This window comes from Klebsiella sp. PK18, from assembly GCF_057784655.1.
In genome coordinates, this window is sequence record NZ_CM173493.1 from 2,139,621 (window position 1) to 2,153,213 (window position 13,593).

12 protein-coding genes are annotated in these 13,593 nt (G+C 58.9%); 5 read left to right on the forward strand and 7 right to left on the reverse strand.

The annotated features are described in order from the left end of the window. Window positions 1–61 precede the first annotated feature (61 nt). On the reverse strand, window positions 62–1,174 hold the full coding sequence (gene ydiK, locus AC3EMD_RS10395) for an AI-2E family transporter YdiK (protein ID WP_004203114.1): 1,113 nt from the start codon (window positions 1,172–1,174) through the stop codon (window positions 62–64). A gap of 218 nt (window positions 1,175–1,392) precedes the next feature. Here ydiK and ydiJ point away from each other — a divergent pair, with 218 nt between their 5' ends. The 3 genes from ydiJ to AC3EMD_RS10410 all read left to right on the forward strand — a co-directional run bounded on the left by ydiJ (window position 1,393) and on the right by AC3EMD_RS10410 (window position 5,308). Further along, complete coding sequence (gene ydiJ, locus AC3EMD_RS10400; protein ID WP_012541378.1) at window positions 1,393–4,449, forward strand: D-2-hydroxyglutarate dehydrogenase YdiJ; 3,057 nt, start codon at window positions 1,393–1,395, stop codon at window positions 4,447–4,449. Then, window positions 4,446–4,856 (forward strand): 1,4-dihydroxy-2-naphthoyl-CoA hydrolase, encoded by a 411-nt coding sequence (menI, locus tag AC3EMD_RS10405; RefSeq protein ID WP_302074064.1) that lies wholly within the window; start codon window positions 4,446–4,448, stop codon window positions 4,854–4,856. The genes ydiJ and menI overlap by 4 nt, the downstream gene beginning before the upstream one ends. A gap of 203 nt (window positions 4,857–5,059) precedes the next feature. Beyond that, window positions 5,060–5,308 (forward strand): GlsB/YeaQ/YmgE family stress response membrane protein, encoded by a 249-nt coding sequence (locus tag AC3EMD_RS10410; protein WP_002909014.1) that lies wholly within the window; start codon window positions 5,060–5,062, stop codon window positions 5,306–5,308. Between the two features lie 96 nt (window positions 5,309–5,404). Here AC3EMD_RS10410 and AC3EMD_RS10415 read toward each other — a convergent pair whose 3' ends face one another. Then, the gene (locus AC3EMD_RS10415; RefSeq protein ID WP_012967847.1) at window positions 5,405–5,725 is read right to left on the reverse strand and encodes a hypothetical protein; all 321 of its coding nucleotides are present in this window, start codon (window positions 5,723–5,725) and stop codon (window positions 5,405–5,407) included. 608 nt (window positions 5,726–6,333) lie between these two features. Between AC3EMD_RS10415 and AC3EMD_RS10420 the strand changes: the two genes are divergently transcribed. Both AC3EMD_RS10420 and AC3EMD_RS10425 read left to right on the forward strand, forming a co-directional pair. Beyond that, window positions 6,334–7,314 (forward strand): DUF1852 domain-containing protein, encoded by a 981-nt coding sequence (locus tag AC3EMD_RS10420; RefSeq protein WP_032730651.1) that lies wholly within the window; start codon window positions 6,334–6,336, stop codon window positions 7,312–7,314. A 23-nt stretch (window positions 7,315–7,337) separates the two neighbouring features. After that, on the forward strand, window positions 7,338–8,369 hold the full coding sequence (locus AC3EMD_RS10425) for a methionine synthase (protein ID WP_008804453.1): 1,032 nt from the start codon (window positions 7,338–7,340) through the stop codon (window positions 8,367–8,369). Between the two features lie 84 nt (window positions 8,370–8,453). On the opposite strand, the gene eitD is transcribed toward AC3EMD_RS10425, so the two are convergent. The 5 genes from eitD to AC3EMD_RS10450 all read right to left on the reverse strand — a co-directional run bounded on the left by eitD (window position 8,454) and on the right by AC3EMD_RS10450 (window position 13,564). Next, window positions 8,454–9,686 carry an MFS transporter EitD gene (gene eitD / locus AC3EMD_RS10430; protein WP_016161303.1) on the reverse strand — a complete coding sequence of 411 codons (1,233 nt, stop codon included), beginning with the start codon at window positions 9,684–9,686 and terminating at the stop codon, window positions 8,454–8,456. 11 nt (window positions 9,687–9,697) lie between these two features. Then, a complete protein-coding gene (gene eitC / locus AC3EMD_RS10435) occupies window positions 9,698–10,459 on the reverse strand; it encodes a siderophore ABC transporter ATP-binding protein EitC (protein ID WP_049010329.1) in 762 nt (253 codons plus the stop codon). Continuing rightward, on the reverse strand, window positions 10,459–11,496 hold the full coding sequence (locus AC3EMD_RS10440; protein ID WP_012541383.1) for a FecCD family ABC transporter permease: 1,038 nt from the start codon (window positions 11,494–11,496) through the stop codon (window positions 10,459–10,461). Before AC3EMD_RS10440 ends, eitC begins: the two co-directional genes overlap by 1 nt. After that, on the reverse strand, window positions 11,496–12,494 hold the full coding sequence (gene eitA / locus AC3EMD_RS10445) for a siderophore ABC transporter substrate-binding protein EitA (protein ID WP_012541384.1): 999 nt from the start codon (window positions 12,492–12,494) through the stop codon (window positions 11,496–11,498). Before eitA ends, AC3EMD_RS10440 begins: the two co-directional genes overlap by 1 nt. Window positions 12,495–12,652: 158 nt before the next feature. After that, window positions 12,653–13,564, reverse strand: coding sequence for a LysR family transcriptional regulator (locus tag AC3EMD_RS10450; RefSeq protein ID WP_109910109.1), 912 nt, complete (start codon window positions 13,562–13,564; stop codon window positions 12,653–12,655). Window positions 13,565–13,593 lie beyond the last annotated feature (29 nt).

The window sequence follows — 13,593 nt, forward strand, 5'->3', positions numbered from 1 at the left end:
TAAATTTTGCTTAACAATAGGCGGGCAAGGAAACAGGCGGGTCTCCCCGCCTGCCAGGGCATTACTTGCGCCCAGCCTCCAGCTCGCTAAGCTCTTCGAGGACGACATCGGGGTCTTTCGGCGGCGGCGGCACTTCGTGTACCCAGGCGTCATACAGACGCCAGGAGACGGCCAGCAGCACTGGACCGATAAACAGACCGATCATGCCGAAGGCGATCAGTCCGCCAATGACGCCGGTAAGAATGAGGATCATCGGCAGGTCGGCGCCCATACGGATAAGCACCGGACGAATGACGTTGTCCATGGTGCCAACCACGCAGCTCCACACCAGCAGCACGGTGCCCCAGGTGGTGTCCCCGCTCCAGTAAAGCCAGATAATCGACGGCACCAGAACCAGCAAAGGGCCGAGCTGGACCAGACAGGTAAAGATCATCACCACGGTCAGCAGAGCGGCGTAGGGCACGCCGGAGATGGCAAGGCCGATCCCGCCCAGCACCGCCTGAGTAAGGGCCGTCACCACCACGCCCAGCGCCACGGCGCGCACGGCCTGGCCGGCCAGCAGCACCGCCGCATCGCCGCGTTTGGCTGCGAGGCGTGTAGCGAAGTAGCGGAAACCATAGGCCACCTGCTCGCCGCGCCAGTAGAGCAGCGCGCTGAACAACAGCATCAGACCGCAGTAGACCAGCAGCTTGCCGATGTGCGCCGCTTGCCCGACAAACCAGCTGGTGGTAGTGCCAATATAGGGGCGAACCTTGGCCATAATCGCCGAGCCGCCCATATCCAGCAGACCATGCCAGGCGGAGTACAGCTTATCGCCGACCAGCGGCACGCTGTTCAGCCAGGCGAAATCCGGCAGCGTCACATTTCCACTGCTGATAAGTTTGATCAGCGGGACGCTGTTATCCACCAGGCTGTTGACCAGCAGAGCGATAGGAATAACGAATAGCAAAAACAGCAGCAGGGTCATCGCCAGCACCGCCAGCATCCGTTTGCCGAACAGCACGCGCTGCAGACGCAGTAGCACCGGCCAGGTGGCGATCACCACCGTACCGGCCCAGGCGAAGGACAGAATAAACGGCTGCACAACCCACAGGCAGGATATGATAATCAGGGCCAGGAACAGCACCGACAGCAGTATTTGCGGAATGTCCCGAGGCTGATGGGGGTTTATCATAGAGAAATTTTACCTTTCCAGTCGCGCCAAAAAGCTGGCGCCGCGTAAATCCATGTACTGATAATAATATCAATAATATTGCCGGGCTGATTTTGCACAGAAAACACGTGGGCGCATATGAAAAAAATGTGATAAAAAGTTGAATGCGCTACGCAAACGTTTAGTTAGCACCAACACAATATTTTCAAACACAACATAGTCAGGCAGGGTCAAGTGTGATGATCCCACAAATTTCTCAGGCACCAGGGGTAGTTCAGCTGGTGCTGAATTTTTTGCAGGTACTGGAGCAACAGGGTTTTACCGGCGATACCGCCACCAGCTATGCCGACAGGCTGACGATGGCCACCGACAACAGCGTCTATCAGCTGCTGCCGGATGCGGTCCTTTTCCCGCGTTCTACGGCGGACGTGGCCTTGCTGGCGCGTGTCGCCGCCGAACCGCGCTTTACATCGCTGGTCTTCACGCCGCGCGGCGGCGGCACCGGCACCAACGGCCAGGCGCTGAACGGCGGGATTATTGTCGATATGTCCCGCTATATGAATCGCATCATCGAGATTAACCCCGAAGAGGGCTGGGTGCGCGTTGAAGCCGGGGTCATCAAAGATCAGCTGAACCAGTTTCTTAAACCCTATGGTTACTTCTTTGCACCTGAGCTTTCCACCAGCAACCGCGCCACGCTGGGCGGGATGATAAACACCGACGCGTCCGGACAGGGATCGCTGGTGTACGGTAAAACGTCGGATCACGTGCTCGGTCTGCGAGCTGTGCTGATGGGCGGCGATATCCTCGACACCCAGGCGGTGCCAGTAGCGCTGGCGGAGACGCTGGGCAACACCCCATCGACGATTGGCCGGATCTATAACACGGTCTACCAGCGCTGCAAGACGCAGCGTGAACTGATCATTGATAAGTTTCCTAAACTTAACCGCTTCCTCACCGGGTACGATCTGCGCCATGTCTTTAACGATGAGATGAGCGAGTTCGATCTGACCCGTATTTTAACCGGTTCGGAAGGCACGCTGGCGTTTATTACCGAAGCGCGGCTGGATATCACCCGCCTGCCGAAGGTGCGCCGTCTGGTCAACGTTAAATATGACTCCTTTGACTCCGCGTTGCGTAATGCGCCATTTATGGTGCAGGCGAAAGCGCTGTCGGTGGAGACTGTCGACTCCAAGGTACTGAATCTGGCGCGCGAGGATATCGTCTGGCACTCGGTAAGCGAACTGATCACCGACGTGCCGGATAAAGAGATGCTCGGGCTCAATATCGTCGAATTCGCCGGGGATGACGCTACGCTGATTGACCAGCAGGTCACTACCCTGTGCCAGCGGCTGGATGAGCTGATGGCCGGCAGCGAGGCGGGCGTCATCGGCTGGCAGGTCTGTCACGATCTCGATGGCGTAGAGCGGATCTACGCCATGCGCAAGAAGGCCGTCGGCCTGTTGGGCAATGCCAAAGGCGCCGCCAAGCCTATTCCTTTCGCTGAAGACACTTGCGTACCGCCTGAGCATCTGGCGGATTACATCGTCGAGTTCCGCGCGCTGCTCGACAGCCACGGCCTGAGCTACGGCATGTTTGGCCACGTTGATGCCGGGGTGCTGCACGTGCGCCCGGCGCTGGATATGTGCGATCCGCAGCAGGAGGTGCTGATGAAGCAGATCTCCGATGACGTGGTGGCGCTGACGGCGAAGTATGGCGGCCTGCTGTGGGGCGAACACGGCAAAGGCTTCCGCGCGGAGTACAGCCCGGCCTTCTTTGGCGAGGCGCTGTACGGCGAACTTAGGAAGATCAAAGCAGTCTTCGATCCCGATAACCGCCTGAACCCAGGGAAAATCTGTCCTCCGGAAGGCGTCGACGCCCCGATGATGAAAGTCGATGCGGTGAAGCGCGGCACCTGGGATCGGCAGATCCCCATCGCGGTGCGCAGCAGCTGGCGCGGGGCGATGGAGTGTAATGGCAACGGGTTGTGCTTCAACTTTGACGTCAAGAGTCCGATGTGTCCGTCGATGAAAGTCAGCAACCAGCGCATCCACTCGCCGAAAGGGCGCGCGACGCTGGTGCGTGAATGGCTGCGCCTGCTGGCCGACCGCGGCGTCGATCCCAACCAGCTGGAGAAGGCGCTGCCGGAGCAGGGCGTCAGCCTGCGTTCGCTGGTGGCGCGCACGCGGAACAGCTGGCATGCGCGTAAAGGGGAATATGACTTCTCGCACGAGGTCAAAGAGGCGATGTCCGGCTGTCTGGCCTGCAAAGCCTGTTCGACCCAGTGCCCGATCAAAATCGATGTGCCCGAGTTCCGTTCGCGCTTCCTGCAGCTGTACCACAGCCGCTATCTGCGCCCGGTACGCGACCATCTGGTGGCCTCGGTCGAATCCTATGCGCCGCTGATGGCGCAGGCGCCGAAGACCTTTAACTTTTTTATTAACCAGCCGTGGCTGAAAAAGCTGTCGGAGAAGCACATTGGGATGGTCGATCTGCCGCTGCTCTCGGCGCCGTCGCTGAAGCAGCAGATGGCCGGCCACCGCTCCGCCAACATGACCCTTGAGCAGCTCGAAGCGCTGAGCGCTGAGCAGAAAGCGAAGATGGTGCTGGTGGTGCAGGATCCGTTCACCAGCTACTACGACGCCCAGGTGGTGGCTGACTTTATTCGCCTCGTCGAAGCGCTAGGCTATCAGCCGGTGCTGCTGCCATTCTCGCCGAACGGCAAAGCGCAGCATATCAAAGGGTTCCTCACCCGCTTTGCTCGCACCGCGCAGAAGACGGCTGACTTCCTCAATCGCGTGGCGCAGCTTGGCATGCCGCTGGTCGGCGTCGACCCGGCGCTGGTGCTCTGCTACCGCGATGAGTATAAGCAAACCCTTGGCGATAAGCGCGGCGATTTCCAGGTGCTGTTAGTCCATGAGTGGTTGCCGAAGGCGTTGACGACCGCCGCCCGTCCCGAACAGGGAGGCGAGCCCTGGTACCTGTTCGGTCACTGTACGGAAGTGACCGCGCTACCGGCGGCGACAAAACAGTGGGCAGAGATTTTTGCCCACTTTGGCGCGAAACTGGAAAACGTCAGCGTTGGGTGTTGCGGGATGGCAGGGACCTATGGCCATGAAGTGAAAAACCATGCCAACTCGCTGGCCATTTACGCGCTCTCCTGGCAGCAGGCGATGCAGCGGCTGCCGCGTAACCGCTGTCTGGTGACGGGCTACTCCTGCCGCAGTCAGGTGAAGCGCATTGAAGGCAGCGGCGTTCGCCATCCGCTGCAGGCGTTACTGGAGATAATAGGATGATTTGGAAACGTCAGGCCACGCTGGAGCAGCTCAACCGGCTCGGTGACGGAAACATGGTAGGGCTGCTCGATATTCGCTTTGAGACCTTTACCGACGATACGCTGGAGGCCACGATGCCGGTGGATAGCCGTACGCAGCAGCCGTTTGGCCTGCTGCACGGCGGGGCCTCGGTGGTGCTGGCGGAGACCCTGGGGTCGGTAGCGGGTTATCTGTGCAGCGAAGGCGAACAGAAGGTGGTGGGGCTGGAGGTTAACGCCAACCACATTCGTTCGGCGCGCGGAGGCCGGGTGCGGGGGGTCTGTAAAGCGCTGCACGTCGGCACTCGTCATCAGGTCTGGCAAATCGAAATCTTCGATGAACAGTCGCGATTATGCTGTTCATCGCGGCTAACCACCGCAGTAATATAAGCCGTGACCGGGAGGCGAATAGCCTCCCTTTTTTCAGGGTAATAAACGGTAACGGGTTTGTCAGGACCAGAGATTTTGTCGCACGGACCACCCTGCAGCGGCAAGGAATTATCTAATAAATATATTATTGCCGATCCACTCGCGTTATATATGCTACTCTTTTCAATACTAAATGCTTAAAGGTAACAAGAGGACGGTTAACCATGGGTATTCTTTCCTGGATCATTTTTGGACTTATTGCCGGTATTTTAGCCAAGTGGATTATGCCGGGGAAAGACGGCGGCGGGTTTATTGTCACCGTTATTCTGGGGATCATCGGCGCCGTGGTCGGCGGCTGGATCAGTACCCTGTTTGGTTTTGGCAAGGTCGACGGGTTTAATTTCGGCAGCTTTGTGGTTGCGGTAATCGGCGCGCTGGTCGTGCTGTTTATCTACCGGAAAGTGCGCAGTTAATTCTCAGCCATTCTGTTTCATTCTCGTTAACAAAGCTGCCGCGATAAGCGGCAGCTTTTTTATTGCAGTGCCCAGGTCAGGCGACCCGCGCAAGGGCTACTGCCCGTCGGCATCGCCGGTAACGGGCACCACCTCAACGTGAACTTCGTAGTGCTTCGCCGGGCTGGCCGGGATCAGCGCGGTCAGTTTGTTAATGGTTTCTGCCGGCGTATCGGTCGCTACCGTGGCCGAAAACAGCACCGGTCTGTGCGGCGGAAGCTGCGGCGGGAACGGCGGCAGGGGGCCACGGCCCATCTCCAGCGGGGGGCGGGCCCCGTTATCAACGGCGGGCGCCGGGACGTCGGTTTTATCGGCCGCAAAGGCGCTGGCGGCGGCAACCGCGGCGATGGCGAACAGGGCAGTCAAAGCTTTTTTCATCTGGTATTCCTCGATTAGCAAGTATCAAAAGAGTAGAGGGCGGCGGCAGGCGGGACAATCCCATGCGACGCGAATCCTCTGAATCTCCTTTTTTCTTCGCGAATGTGAAGGTCAGATGAGAGCTTGTGTCATTGGGGAAGCATTTTAGTTCAGCAGTACGCTCATAATCAGCAGCACGGCCATGCACATCGACATAATACTGATATCAACAATCATTCTTTACGACAAAAGCTCCAGCAAACGGGTACGGCACGGCGGCGACGTCAAAGCACGTATTATAGTGGTTAAAGATTGTACCCTGGCATATATTCACTGGACAAATGATTATTCGCCAGACGTTGCCTGAGTTGCCCGCGCCTGACCATAGCGCCATGACCACGACCGGTTCCACACCTTGCAACCAGCGCTCAGCGGAGCAACATGAGGATGGCTCATGTTGCAATGAATTTAAGTCGCTTTCCCTCCACCGCCGACTCTGGCAAAAATAGACTCATTAACGAATCAACAACATTTATCGGTTGAAGCGCGCCAGGCCTGACCCCGCGTTGCTTGTGGAATGGCAATCTGCTCATTCAGCTTCATACCCAACACCAGAATGGACAATCGCCATGACTAACGAATTTACCTATACGATTAAGCGCAGTCGTTTTGATGAAAACTATAACCCCGCGGAAAATACGCGTATTACCACCAACTTTGCCAATTTAGCCAGAGGGGAGAACCGTCAGGAAAATCTGCGCAATACGTTAATCATGATGAATAACCGGTTTAATACCCTGGCGCACTGGGATAATCCTCATAACGATCGCTATGCGGTGGAACTGGATATTATTTCTGTCGAGATGAATATTGCTCAGGATGGCGCCAGCTTCCCGGTGATAGAGATCCTGCAAACGCATATTGTCGATAAAAAGAGCGGAGAGCGCCATGCCGGTATCGCCGGTAATAACTTCTCCTCCTATGTGCGGGATTATGATTTTAGCGTGCTGCTGCTGGAACATAATAAAAACCGGGGTAGCTTTAGCGTGCCCGATAACTTTGGCGAGCTGCATGGCAATATCTTTAAGGATTTCGTGCAATCCAGCGCCTATAAGGCCAGCTTCAGCAAGGCGCCGGTGATTTGCCTGAGCGTCTCCAGCAAAGATGTTTACCGGCGTACCGGTAATGAACATCCGGTCCTCGGCATTGAATATGCTCAGGATGGCGTGTCGCTGACGGAGCGCTATTTCAGCAAAATGGGCCTGCAGGTGCGCTATTTTATGCCGAAGCACAGTGTCGCGCCGTTAGCCTTTTATTTTACCGGCGATCTGCTCAGCGATTACACCAGCCTGGAGCTGATCGCGACCATCAGCACGATGGAGACGTTCCAGAAAATATACCGCCCGGAGATCTACAATGCCAATTCCGCGGCGGGGCAATACTATCAACCCAATCTCAACCACCTGGATCATTCATTAACAAAAATTGTTTATGACCGGGAAGAGCGCAGCCTGTTGGCGATAGAGCAGGGTAAATTTACACAACAACATTTTATCAACCCGCACAAGACGTTGCTTGAGCAATGGTCTGCTAACTTCGCGCTTTGCTAAACCAAAATAAAAGGCTACTTATTATGAAAACATGGCTTCCGACATCGACCGCCGGCAGTTTACCGAAACCGTCCTGGCTGGCGCAGCCAGAGACCCTGTGGTCGCCCTGGAAACTGTCCAGCGAGGAATTACTGGCCGGCAAGCGCGATGCCCTGCGTTTGTCCCTCGACGACCAGCTGCGTGCCGGGATCGATATTGTCAGCGACGGCGAGCAAACGCGGCAGCACTTTGTCACCACCTTTATTGAGCACCTCAGCGGCGTTGATTTTGCCAAACGCGAGATCGTGAAAATTCGTAACCGCTATGAGGCCAGTGTTCCAACCGTGGTGGGCGCCGTGGAGCGCCAGAAACCGGTCTTCGTGGAGGACGCGCGTTATCTGCGTCAGCTCACCAGTCAGCCGATCAAATGGGCGCTGCCAGGCCCAATGACCATGATCGACACGCTGTATGACAACCACTATAAAAGCCGGGAAAAGCTGGCCTGGGAGTTCGCCAAAATCCTTAATCAGGAAGCGAAAGAGTTAGAGGCCGCCGGGGTCGATATTATTCAGTTCGATGAGCCGGCCTTCAACGTCTTCTTTGATGAAGTCAACGACTGGGGGATCGCCGCCTTAGAAAGAGCGACCGAAGGGCTGAAGTGTGAAACGGCGGTGCATATCTGCTACGGCTACGGCATCAAGGCGAATACCGACTGGAAAAAAACGCTGGGTTCTGAGTGGCGACAGTATGAGGAGGCCTTCCCGCAGCTGCAGAAATCCTCCCTCGATATTATCTCTCTCGAGTGCCACAACTCGCGGGTGCCGATGGATCTGCTGGAACTGATCCGCGGTAAAAAGGTGATGGTCGGGGCGATCGATGTCGCCAGTCATGCTATCGAAACCCCGGAAGAAGTGGCTGAAACCCTGCGCAAGGCGCTGGCGTTCGTCGATGCCGACAAACTCTACCCGTCCACCAACTGCGGTATGGCGCCGCTGCCGCGCCATGTCGCGACCGGCAAACTGCATGCCCTGAGCGCCGGCGCCGAGATCGTTCGCCGCGAGCTGGCGGCAAAGTAAGGCGGGGCGCATTCCCGTTATCTTCCCCTGGCGGTGTCACTCATCGCCGGTTCACCTCCTGAGCGGGCTGTTGCCCGCTCAGCGTCATGTTGCCGCCAGCGGGCGGCAGATCGCCCGCAAGGCGACGGCACTGCACAGCGGAAACAGCGCCAGCAGAAGCCAGGGATAAACCGCCTGCGGCGAGGGGGTGAGCGCCTGGTCAAGCAAATGACCGAGCAGTAAATTTCCGGCTAACACCGCGCAACCCCCCGCGGTGGCGAGCGCCCCGTAGTGGGCGCCCAGCGTCGACTCCTCAGCGAACAGGGGGATCAGATCCTTGGCTGAGGGCACCAGCAGCATCTGGCCGAGGGTGAGCAGCGTGACAAAGCAGGCCGACGGCAATAATCGCAGCCAGCCTTCGGCGGGCGGGGTGGCGGCAAATAACGCCACGCTGACAAAAGAAGCCGACAGCAGCAGAAAGCCCACCGGCAGGATGCGCACGGCGCCAATTCGTCGGGCGAAGCGGGCGAGAGGGAGCTGCAGGGTGATAATCAACAGCGAAGCCAGCATAAAGAGCGGCGCCAGATCCTGCTCACGACCGCCGGAACGTTGGATCTCCACCGGCAGGGCGAGGTACAGCTGGTTGTAGCTCAACAGCCAGGAGCTGTAGGCGAGAATAAACGCGACAAAGCGCGGCTGGCGCAAAGGCATCCACCATGGGACTCGTCTGCGCGTTGTTGTCGTGTGCCCGTCGGCGGGCAGACAGAAAAAGAGCACCAGCAGCGCCAGGAGAAAGATTCCCGCGCCGGCGAGGGCGATATGCCGAAAGCCGATCCCGCTCAGCAGCCCTCCGGCCACCGGGCCGATAACCGCCCCCAGCTCACCGCACACCGCAAACAGCGCAAACCACTCGGCGCGGCTGCGTTTCCCGTTGGCCTGGCTGTGGGTACCGGTCCGCGCCAGCAGGGCCTCGATCGACGGGGAAAACAGAGCGCCGCCGACGCCGGTCAGGCAGGCGCCGAGGATAATGGGCCACAGCGACGTAGCGCACGCCAGCAGCAGATAACCGGCGACGCGAACGACGCAGCCGGCGAGGATGATGGCCTTAGCGCCATAGCGGTCGGCCAGCGTCCCGCCGATGATAAACATGCCCTGCTGAGAGAAGGTGCGCAGCCCGAGGATCAGGCCGATAAGTCCCCCCGAGAGCAGCATGTCGTCGCGCAGGAAGAGGGCGAGGAAAGGAACGACCGCGTAAAAGCCAATATTAAAAACGAACTGACTTCCCAGTAACACGGGAGGCCAGAGGGTTGCCGCAGGGCGCAGGGAGAAGAGAGGCATATCCGCCCAACCTAAACGATGAAATGAATGTGTTTTTTACCGTGGTAAGGGGAGATCTCGATTTTGGTTTTCACCCGGAAAACGTCCCACAGCAGCGCTTCGGACAAAATCTCCTCCGGCGTCCCGCTGGCGAGGATCTGCCCCTGCTGCATCACGATCAGCGAATCGCAGAACATCGCGGCATGGTTAAGATCGTGAATGGCCACAATGCTGGTCACCGGCAGCTCGCTGATCAACTGCATTAACTGCATCTGATGGTGTATATCCAGATGGTTGGTAGGCTCATCCAGCAGGATTTCGCTCGGGCTCTGCGCCAGCGCGCGGGCGATATGCACCCGCTGCCGCTCGCCGCCGGAGAGGCTTAACCATCCCTGATCGCTTTTCTCCAGCATCGCTACCCGCTGCAGCGCGGCGGTGATCGCCTCATCATCCTGAGCGCTCCAGTTTGAAAACGGGGAGTGGTGGGGAATGCGCCCCAGGCGCACGACGTCGCGCACCCGCATATTGGCCTCGGTCATGCCGTGTTGCTCGACGAAAGCCACGCGGCGGGCGAGCTGCTTTTTCGCCATCCGGGTGATGTCCTGGCCGTCGAGGGTGACGCGACCCGCATCCGGGCGGCGCAGGCCCGCCAGAACGCGCAGCAGCGAGGATTTGCCGCAGCCGTTGGGTCCCAGCAGTCCGACCGTTTCGCCGCGCGACACCCGCAGCGAGACATTATTGACGATGACCTTTTTGCCTGCCTTCCAGGTGATATTTTCAGCGCAAATACTCATCACTTATTCCTTGAGCGGTAGATAATCACGGCAAAGAAAGGCACCCCAACCAGGGCGGTTACCACCCCAACGGGCAGACTCTGCGGGGCAATCAGCAGGCGCGACGCAATGTCCGCCAGCACCATCAGGATCGCCCCTGCCAGCGCGCTGGCGATCAGCAACGTCCGGTGTAGCGGGCCAAAGAAGAAGCGCATCACGTGCGGCACCACCAGGCCGACAAAGCCGATCGAGCCGGCCATACTGACGATGGTGGCGGTGATCAGCGCCGCGGTGGTGAAGAGGATCAGGCGTACCTGTGGCACGGCAATCCCCAGCGAGGCGGCGGCATCATCGCCGAAGGTGAATGCATCCAGCGCCCGGGCATACCACAGGCAGACCGCCAGGCCCGCGAGCACCACCACGATGACCAGCTGGAATTCGGGCCAGCGGACGCCGCTGAAGCTGCCCAGCAGCCAGAACATCACATCGCGCGCCTGCTGCGCGCTGGCGGAGGTGCTGATGGTGTAAGCCGTGATGGCGTTAAATAACTGTGACGCGGCAACGCCCGCCAGAATCGTACGCTCATTGCCGCCGCGCGCGCCATTAGTCAGCAAGGCGACAAAGGCGAAGGCGGCGAAGGCCCCGGCAAAGGCGCCTGCCGAGAGGGAAATCGCGCCAGCGCCAAGGCCCAGCACCACGATCGACACCGCGCCGGTGGAGGCCCCGGCGGAGACGCCGAGGACGTAGGGTTCCGCGAGGGCATTTTTCAGCAGGCTTTGCAGCACGACGCCGCAGATAGCGAGGCCTGCGCCGCAGCAGGCGGCGACCAGCGCGCGGCTGAGGCGGAAATCCCAGATCACGCTCTCATAGATACGGTTGAGAGGCTCAGCGGTTAAGCCGGTTCTGTTGCTGATAGCGTAAAAGACATTCTGCAGCGGGATGGCCAGCTCGCCGACGCTGACGCCCACCGCTATCACCAGCGCCAGCACGATCACGGCCAGTAAACACCAGCCGGTGAGCAGCATGCTGCGGCGCGTCTGAAGCACGGCGACGCTCATCAGTTCAGCCCCATTTTTCTCAGCTGCTCGCCCACCTGTTCCGCGCCATAAAGCGTGCGGATGGTCGGGTTCATCGCCTGACCGTCCATGACCACGATATGGCCTTTTTTCACGGCCTCCAGCTGGCTGACGGCGGGATCGCTTTTGAGGAATTTGATCTTCTCCTCGGCCTTATCCAGCGCCCAGCGGTTACGATCCAGGCTGGAGACCACGATCACATCCGGGTTGGCGGCAATAATGCTCTCCCAGCTCACCGTGGGCCACTCGGTTTCGGAGGTAATCGCATTATGTCCGCCCAGCACACTGGCGATAAATCCGGAGGCGCTGTTTTTGCCGCCAACATAGGCATCGGCCGAAGGTGAGGCGCTGGAGAACCAGAAGACGAAGGAGAGATCCTTTTTGCTTTTACCAAACTCCTGGCGCAGGTCGGCTTCACGTTTTTTGAAATCGGCAATCAGCGCCTGACCACGATCTTCGACGTTGAAAATGCGGGCAAAATCGCTAATTTCCTGATACAGCCAGGTCATATCCCACAGCTTTTGCCGGCTGCCGTACATATCGCCGGTGGCCTTTTTGGTGGCGCACATCCCCGGTGAGACGTAGCTGTTTACGCCGACGGTAGCGAGATCTTCACGCCTGGCGACTTTGCTTTCCGGCCCCAGCAGCAGCGGCAACTGGGCGGGAACGAAATCGGGATTTTGCGCCAGCACGGATTCCAGGCTCGGAATTTCCACCGTCAGGGTTTTAATCTTCGCGTTTTGCTCAGCCAGCTGCGGTAAAACGCTGGTCGGCCAGAAGGCGCTGGCGACCACCTGCTTTTGCAGCCCGAGCAGCAGCAGAATTTCGACCGTATTTTGCCCCAGCGCGACCACGCGCTCCGGCGGCCGGGTGAAGGTCTCCTGATAGCCACAGTTTTCAATCGTCAGGGGGTAGGTTGTTGCCAGCGCGGAACTGACGGCGGTGAACATCAAGCCTAACGCGCAGAGGACCTTCTTCATTAAACGCTATCCTTGTAAACAGGCGAGTGGATGACCAGCAAATGGGAGTAATGCAAATGAAACTCATTATTGGGGCGGGGTTTTATACAATGCCATATTTACAGTGTCAATGAGTGACTATTTCGGCAGGCAATGAAATGCCCGCGCGATGGGGCGGATCAGCTCGCCAGTGGGCCACGAATATACGCCTGCAACCCCTGGGCGAGAAAATCAAATACCCGCTTACAGGCTGGGCTGTGGCGCAGATCCTCATGCATTACCAGCCAGGTATCGAGATTCAGGGAAAAGTCGGCCGCCAGTACTCGCTGCAGGGGAATAATGCCATCCGCAAGGGGCACCTGGCAGATGCCGATCCCCGCCCCGGCGCGGATCAGGCTCAACTGGGCGAGGTCGCTATCGGTCCGCATCGCGAACGCTTCGCGCTGAAATCGGGGGTAAGCCTGCAGGGCCCGGCGAACAAGTGGGGTGGCGCTATCGAAACCAATCAGCGCGTGGCCGGCCAGATCGTCGAGGGTAGCGGGCAGGCCCTGGCGCGTCAGGTAGGCGGCGGTGGCATGTAACCCAAGCTCGATCCTGCCGAGACGGCGGGCGATAAGCTGCTCCTGCTGCGGGGCGACCATCCGCACCGCAATATCCGCCTCCCGGTGAAGCAGATCCTGAAACCGATTGGAGAGCATCAGTTCGATGACGATATTCGGGCACGCCTGCCTGAGCCGGGCAACCAGCGGCGGCAGCACCTCGGCGCCGACCACCTCGCTGGCGGCCACCCGCACCACGCCACGCAGTTCGGTTCGGTCGCGACTAAAGTTAGCCGCCGTGCGTTCCAGCGCCCGGGCGGTATTGTCCATCGCCTCGGCGTGCACCCGCAGCGCCAGCGCCGCGTCGGTCGCCAGCAGGCCGGTCTGCGAGCGGGTAAATAAGGCCTGGCCGAGCGCGGCCTCCAGCCCGGCAATATGGCGCCCCGCCGTCGGCTGGGTGATGTTCAGGGTGCGCGATGCGCCCGATAAGGAACCTTCCTGCAGGACGGCGAGAAAGGTTCGGTACCACTCCCAGGGAATAGAGGTATTCATACAAAAATGTATAGCTGCTCGATGATGGC

Excerpts from the sequence above, each read along its gene's own strand:
- ydiK (WP_004203114.1), bottom strand. The coding sequence starts at position 1,174 with ATGATAAACCCCCATCAGCCTCGGGACATTCCGCAAATACTGCTGTCG.
- ydiJ (WP_012541378.1), top strand. The coding sequence starts at position 1,393 with ATGATCCCACAAATTTCTCAGGCACCAGGGGTAGTTCAGCTGGTGCTG.
- menI (WP_302074064.1), top strand. The coding sequence starts at position 4,446 with ATGATTTGGAAACGTCAGGCCACGCTGGAGCAGCTCAACCGGCTCGGT.
- AC3EMD_RS10410 (WP_002909014.1), top strand. The coding sequence starts at position 5,060 with ATGGGTATTCTTTCCTGGATCATTTTTGGACTTATTGCCGGTATTTTA.
- AC3EMD_RS10415 (WP_012967847.1), bottom strand. The coding sequence starts at position 5,725 with ATGAAAAAAGCTTTGACTGCCCTGTTCGCCATCGCCGCGGTTGCCGCC.
- AC3EMD_RS10420 (WP_032730651.1), top strand. The coding sequence starts at position 6,334 with ATGACTAACGAATTTACCTATACGATTAAGCGCAGTCGTTTTGATGAA.
- AC3EMD_RS10425 (WP_008804453.1), top strand. The coding sequence starts at position 7,338 with ATGAAAACATGGCTTCCGACATCGACCGCCGGCAGTTTACCGAAACCG.
- eitD (WP_016161303.1), bottom strand. The coding sequence starts at position 9,686 with ATGCCTCTCTTCTCCCTGCGCCCTGCGGCAACCCTCTGGCCTCCCGTG.
- eitC (WP_049010329.1), bottom strand. The coding sequence starts at position 10,459 with ATGAGTATTTGCGCTGAAAATATCACCTGGAAGGCAGGCAAAAAGGTC.
- AC3EMD_RS10440 (WP_012541383.1), bottom strand. The coding sequence starts at position 11,496 with ATGAGCGTCGCCGTGCTTCAGACGCGCCGCAGCATGCTGCTCACCGGC.
- eitA (WP_012541384.1), bottom strand. The coding sequence starts at position 12,494 with ATGAAGAAGGTCCTCTGCGCGTTAGGCTTGATGTTCACCGCCGTCAGT.
- AC3EMD_RS10450 (WP_109910109.1), bottom strand. The coding sequence starts at position 13,564 with ATGAATACCTCTATTCCCTGGGAGTGGTACCGAACCTTTCTCGCCGTC.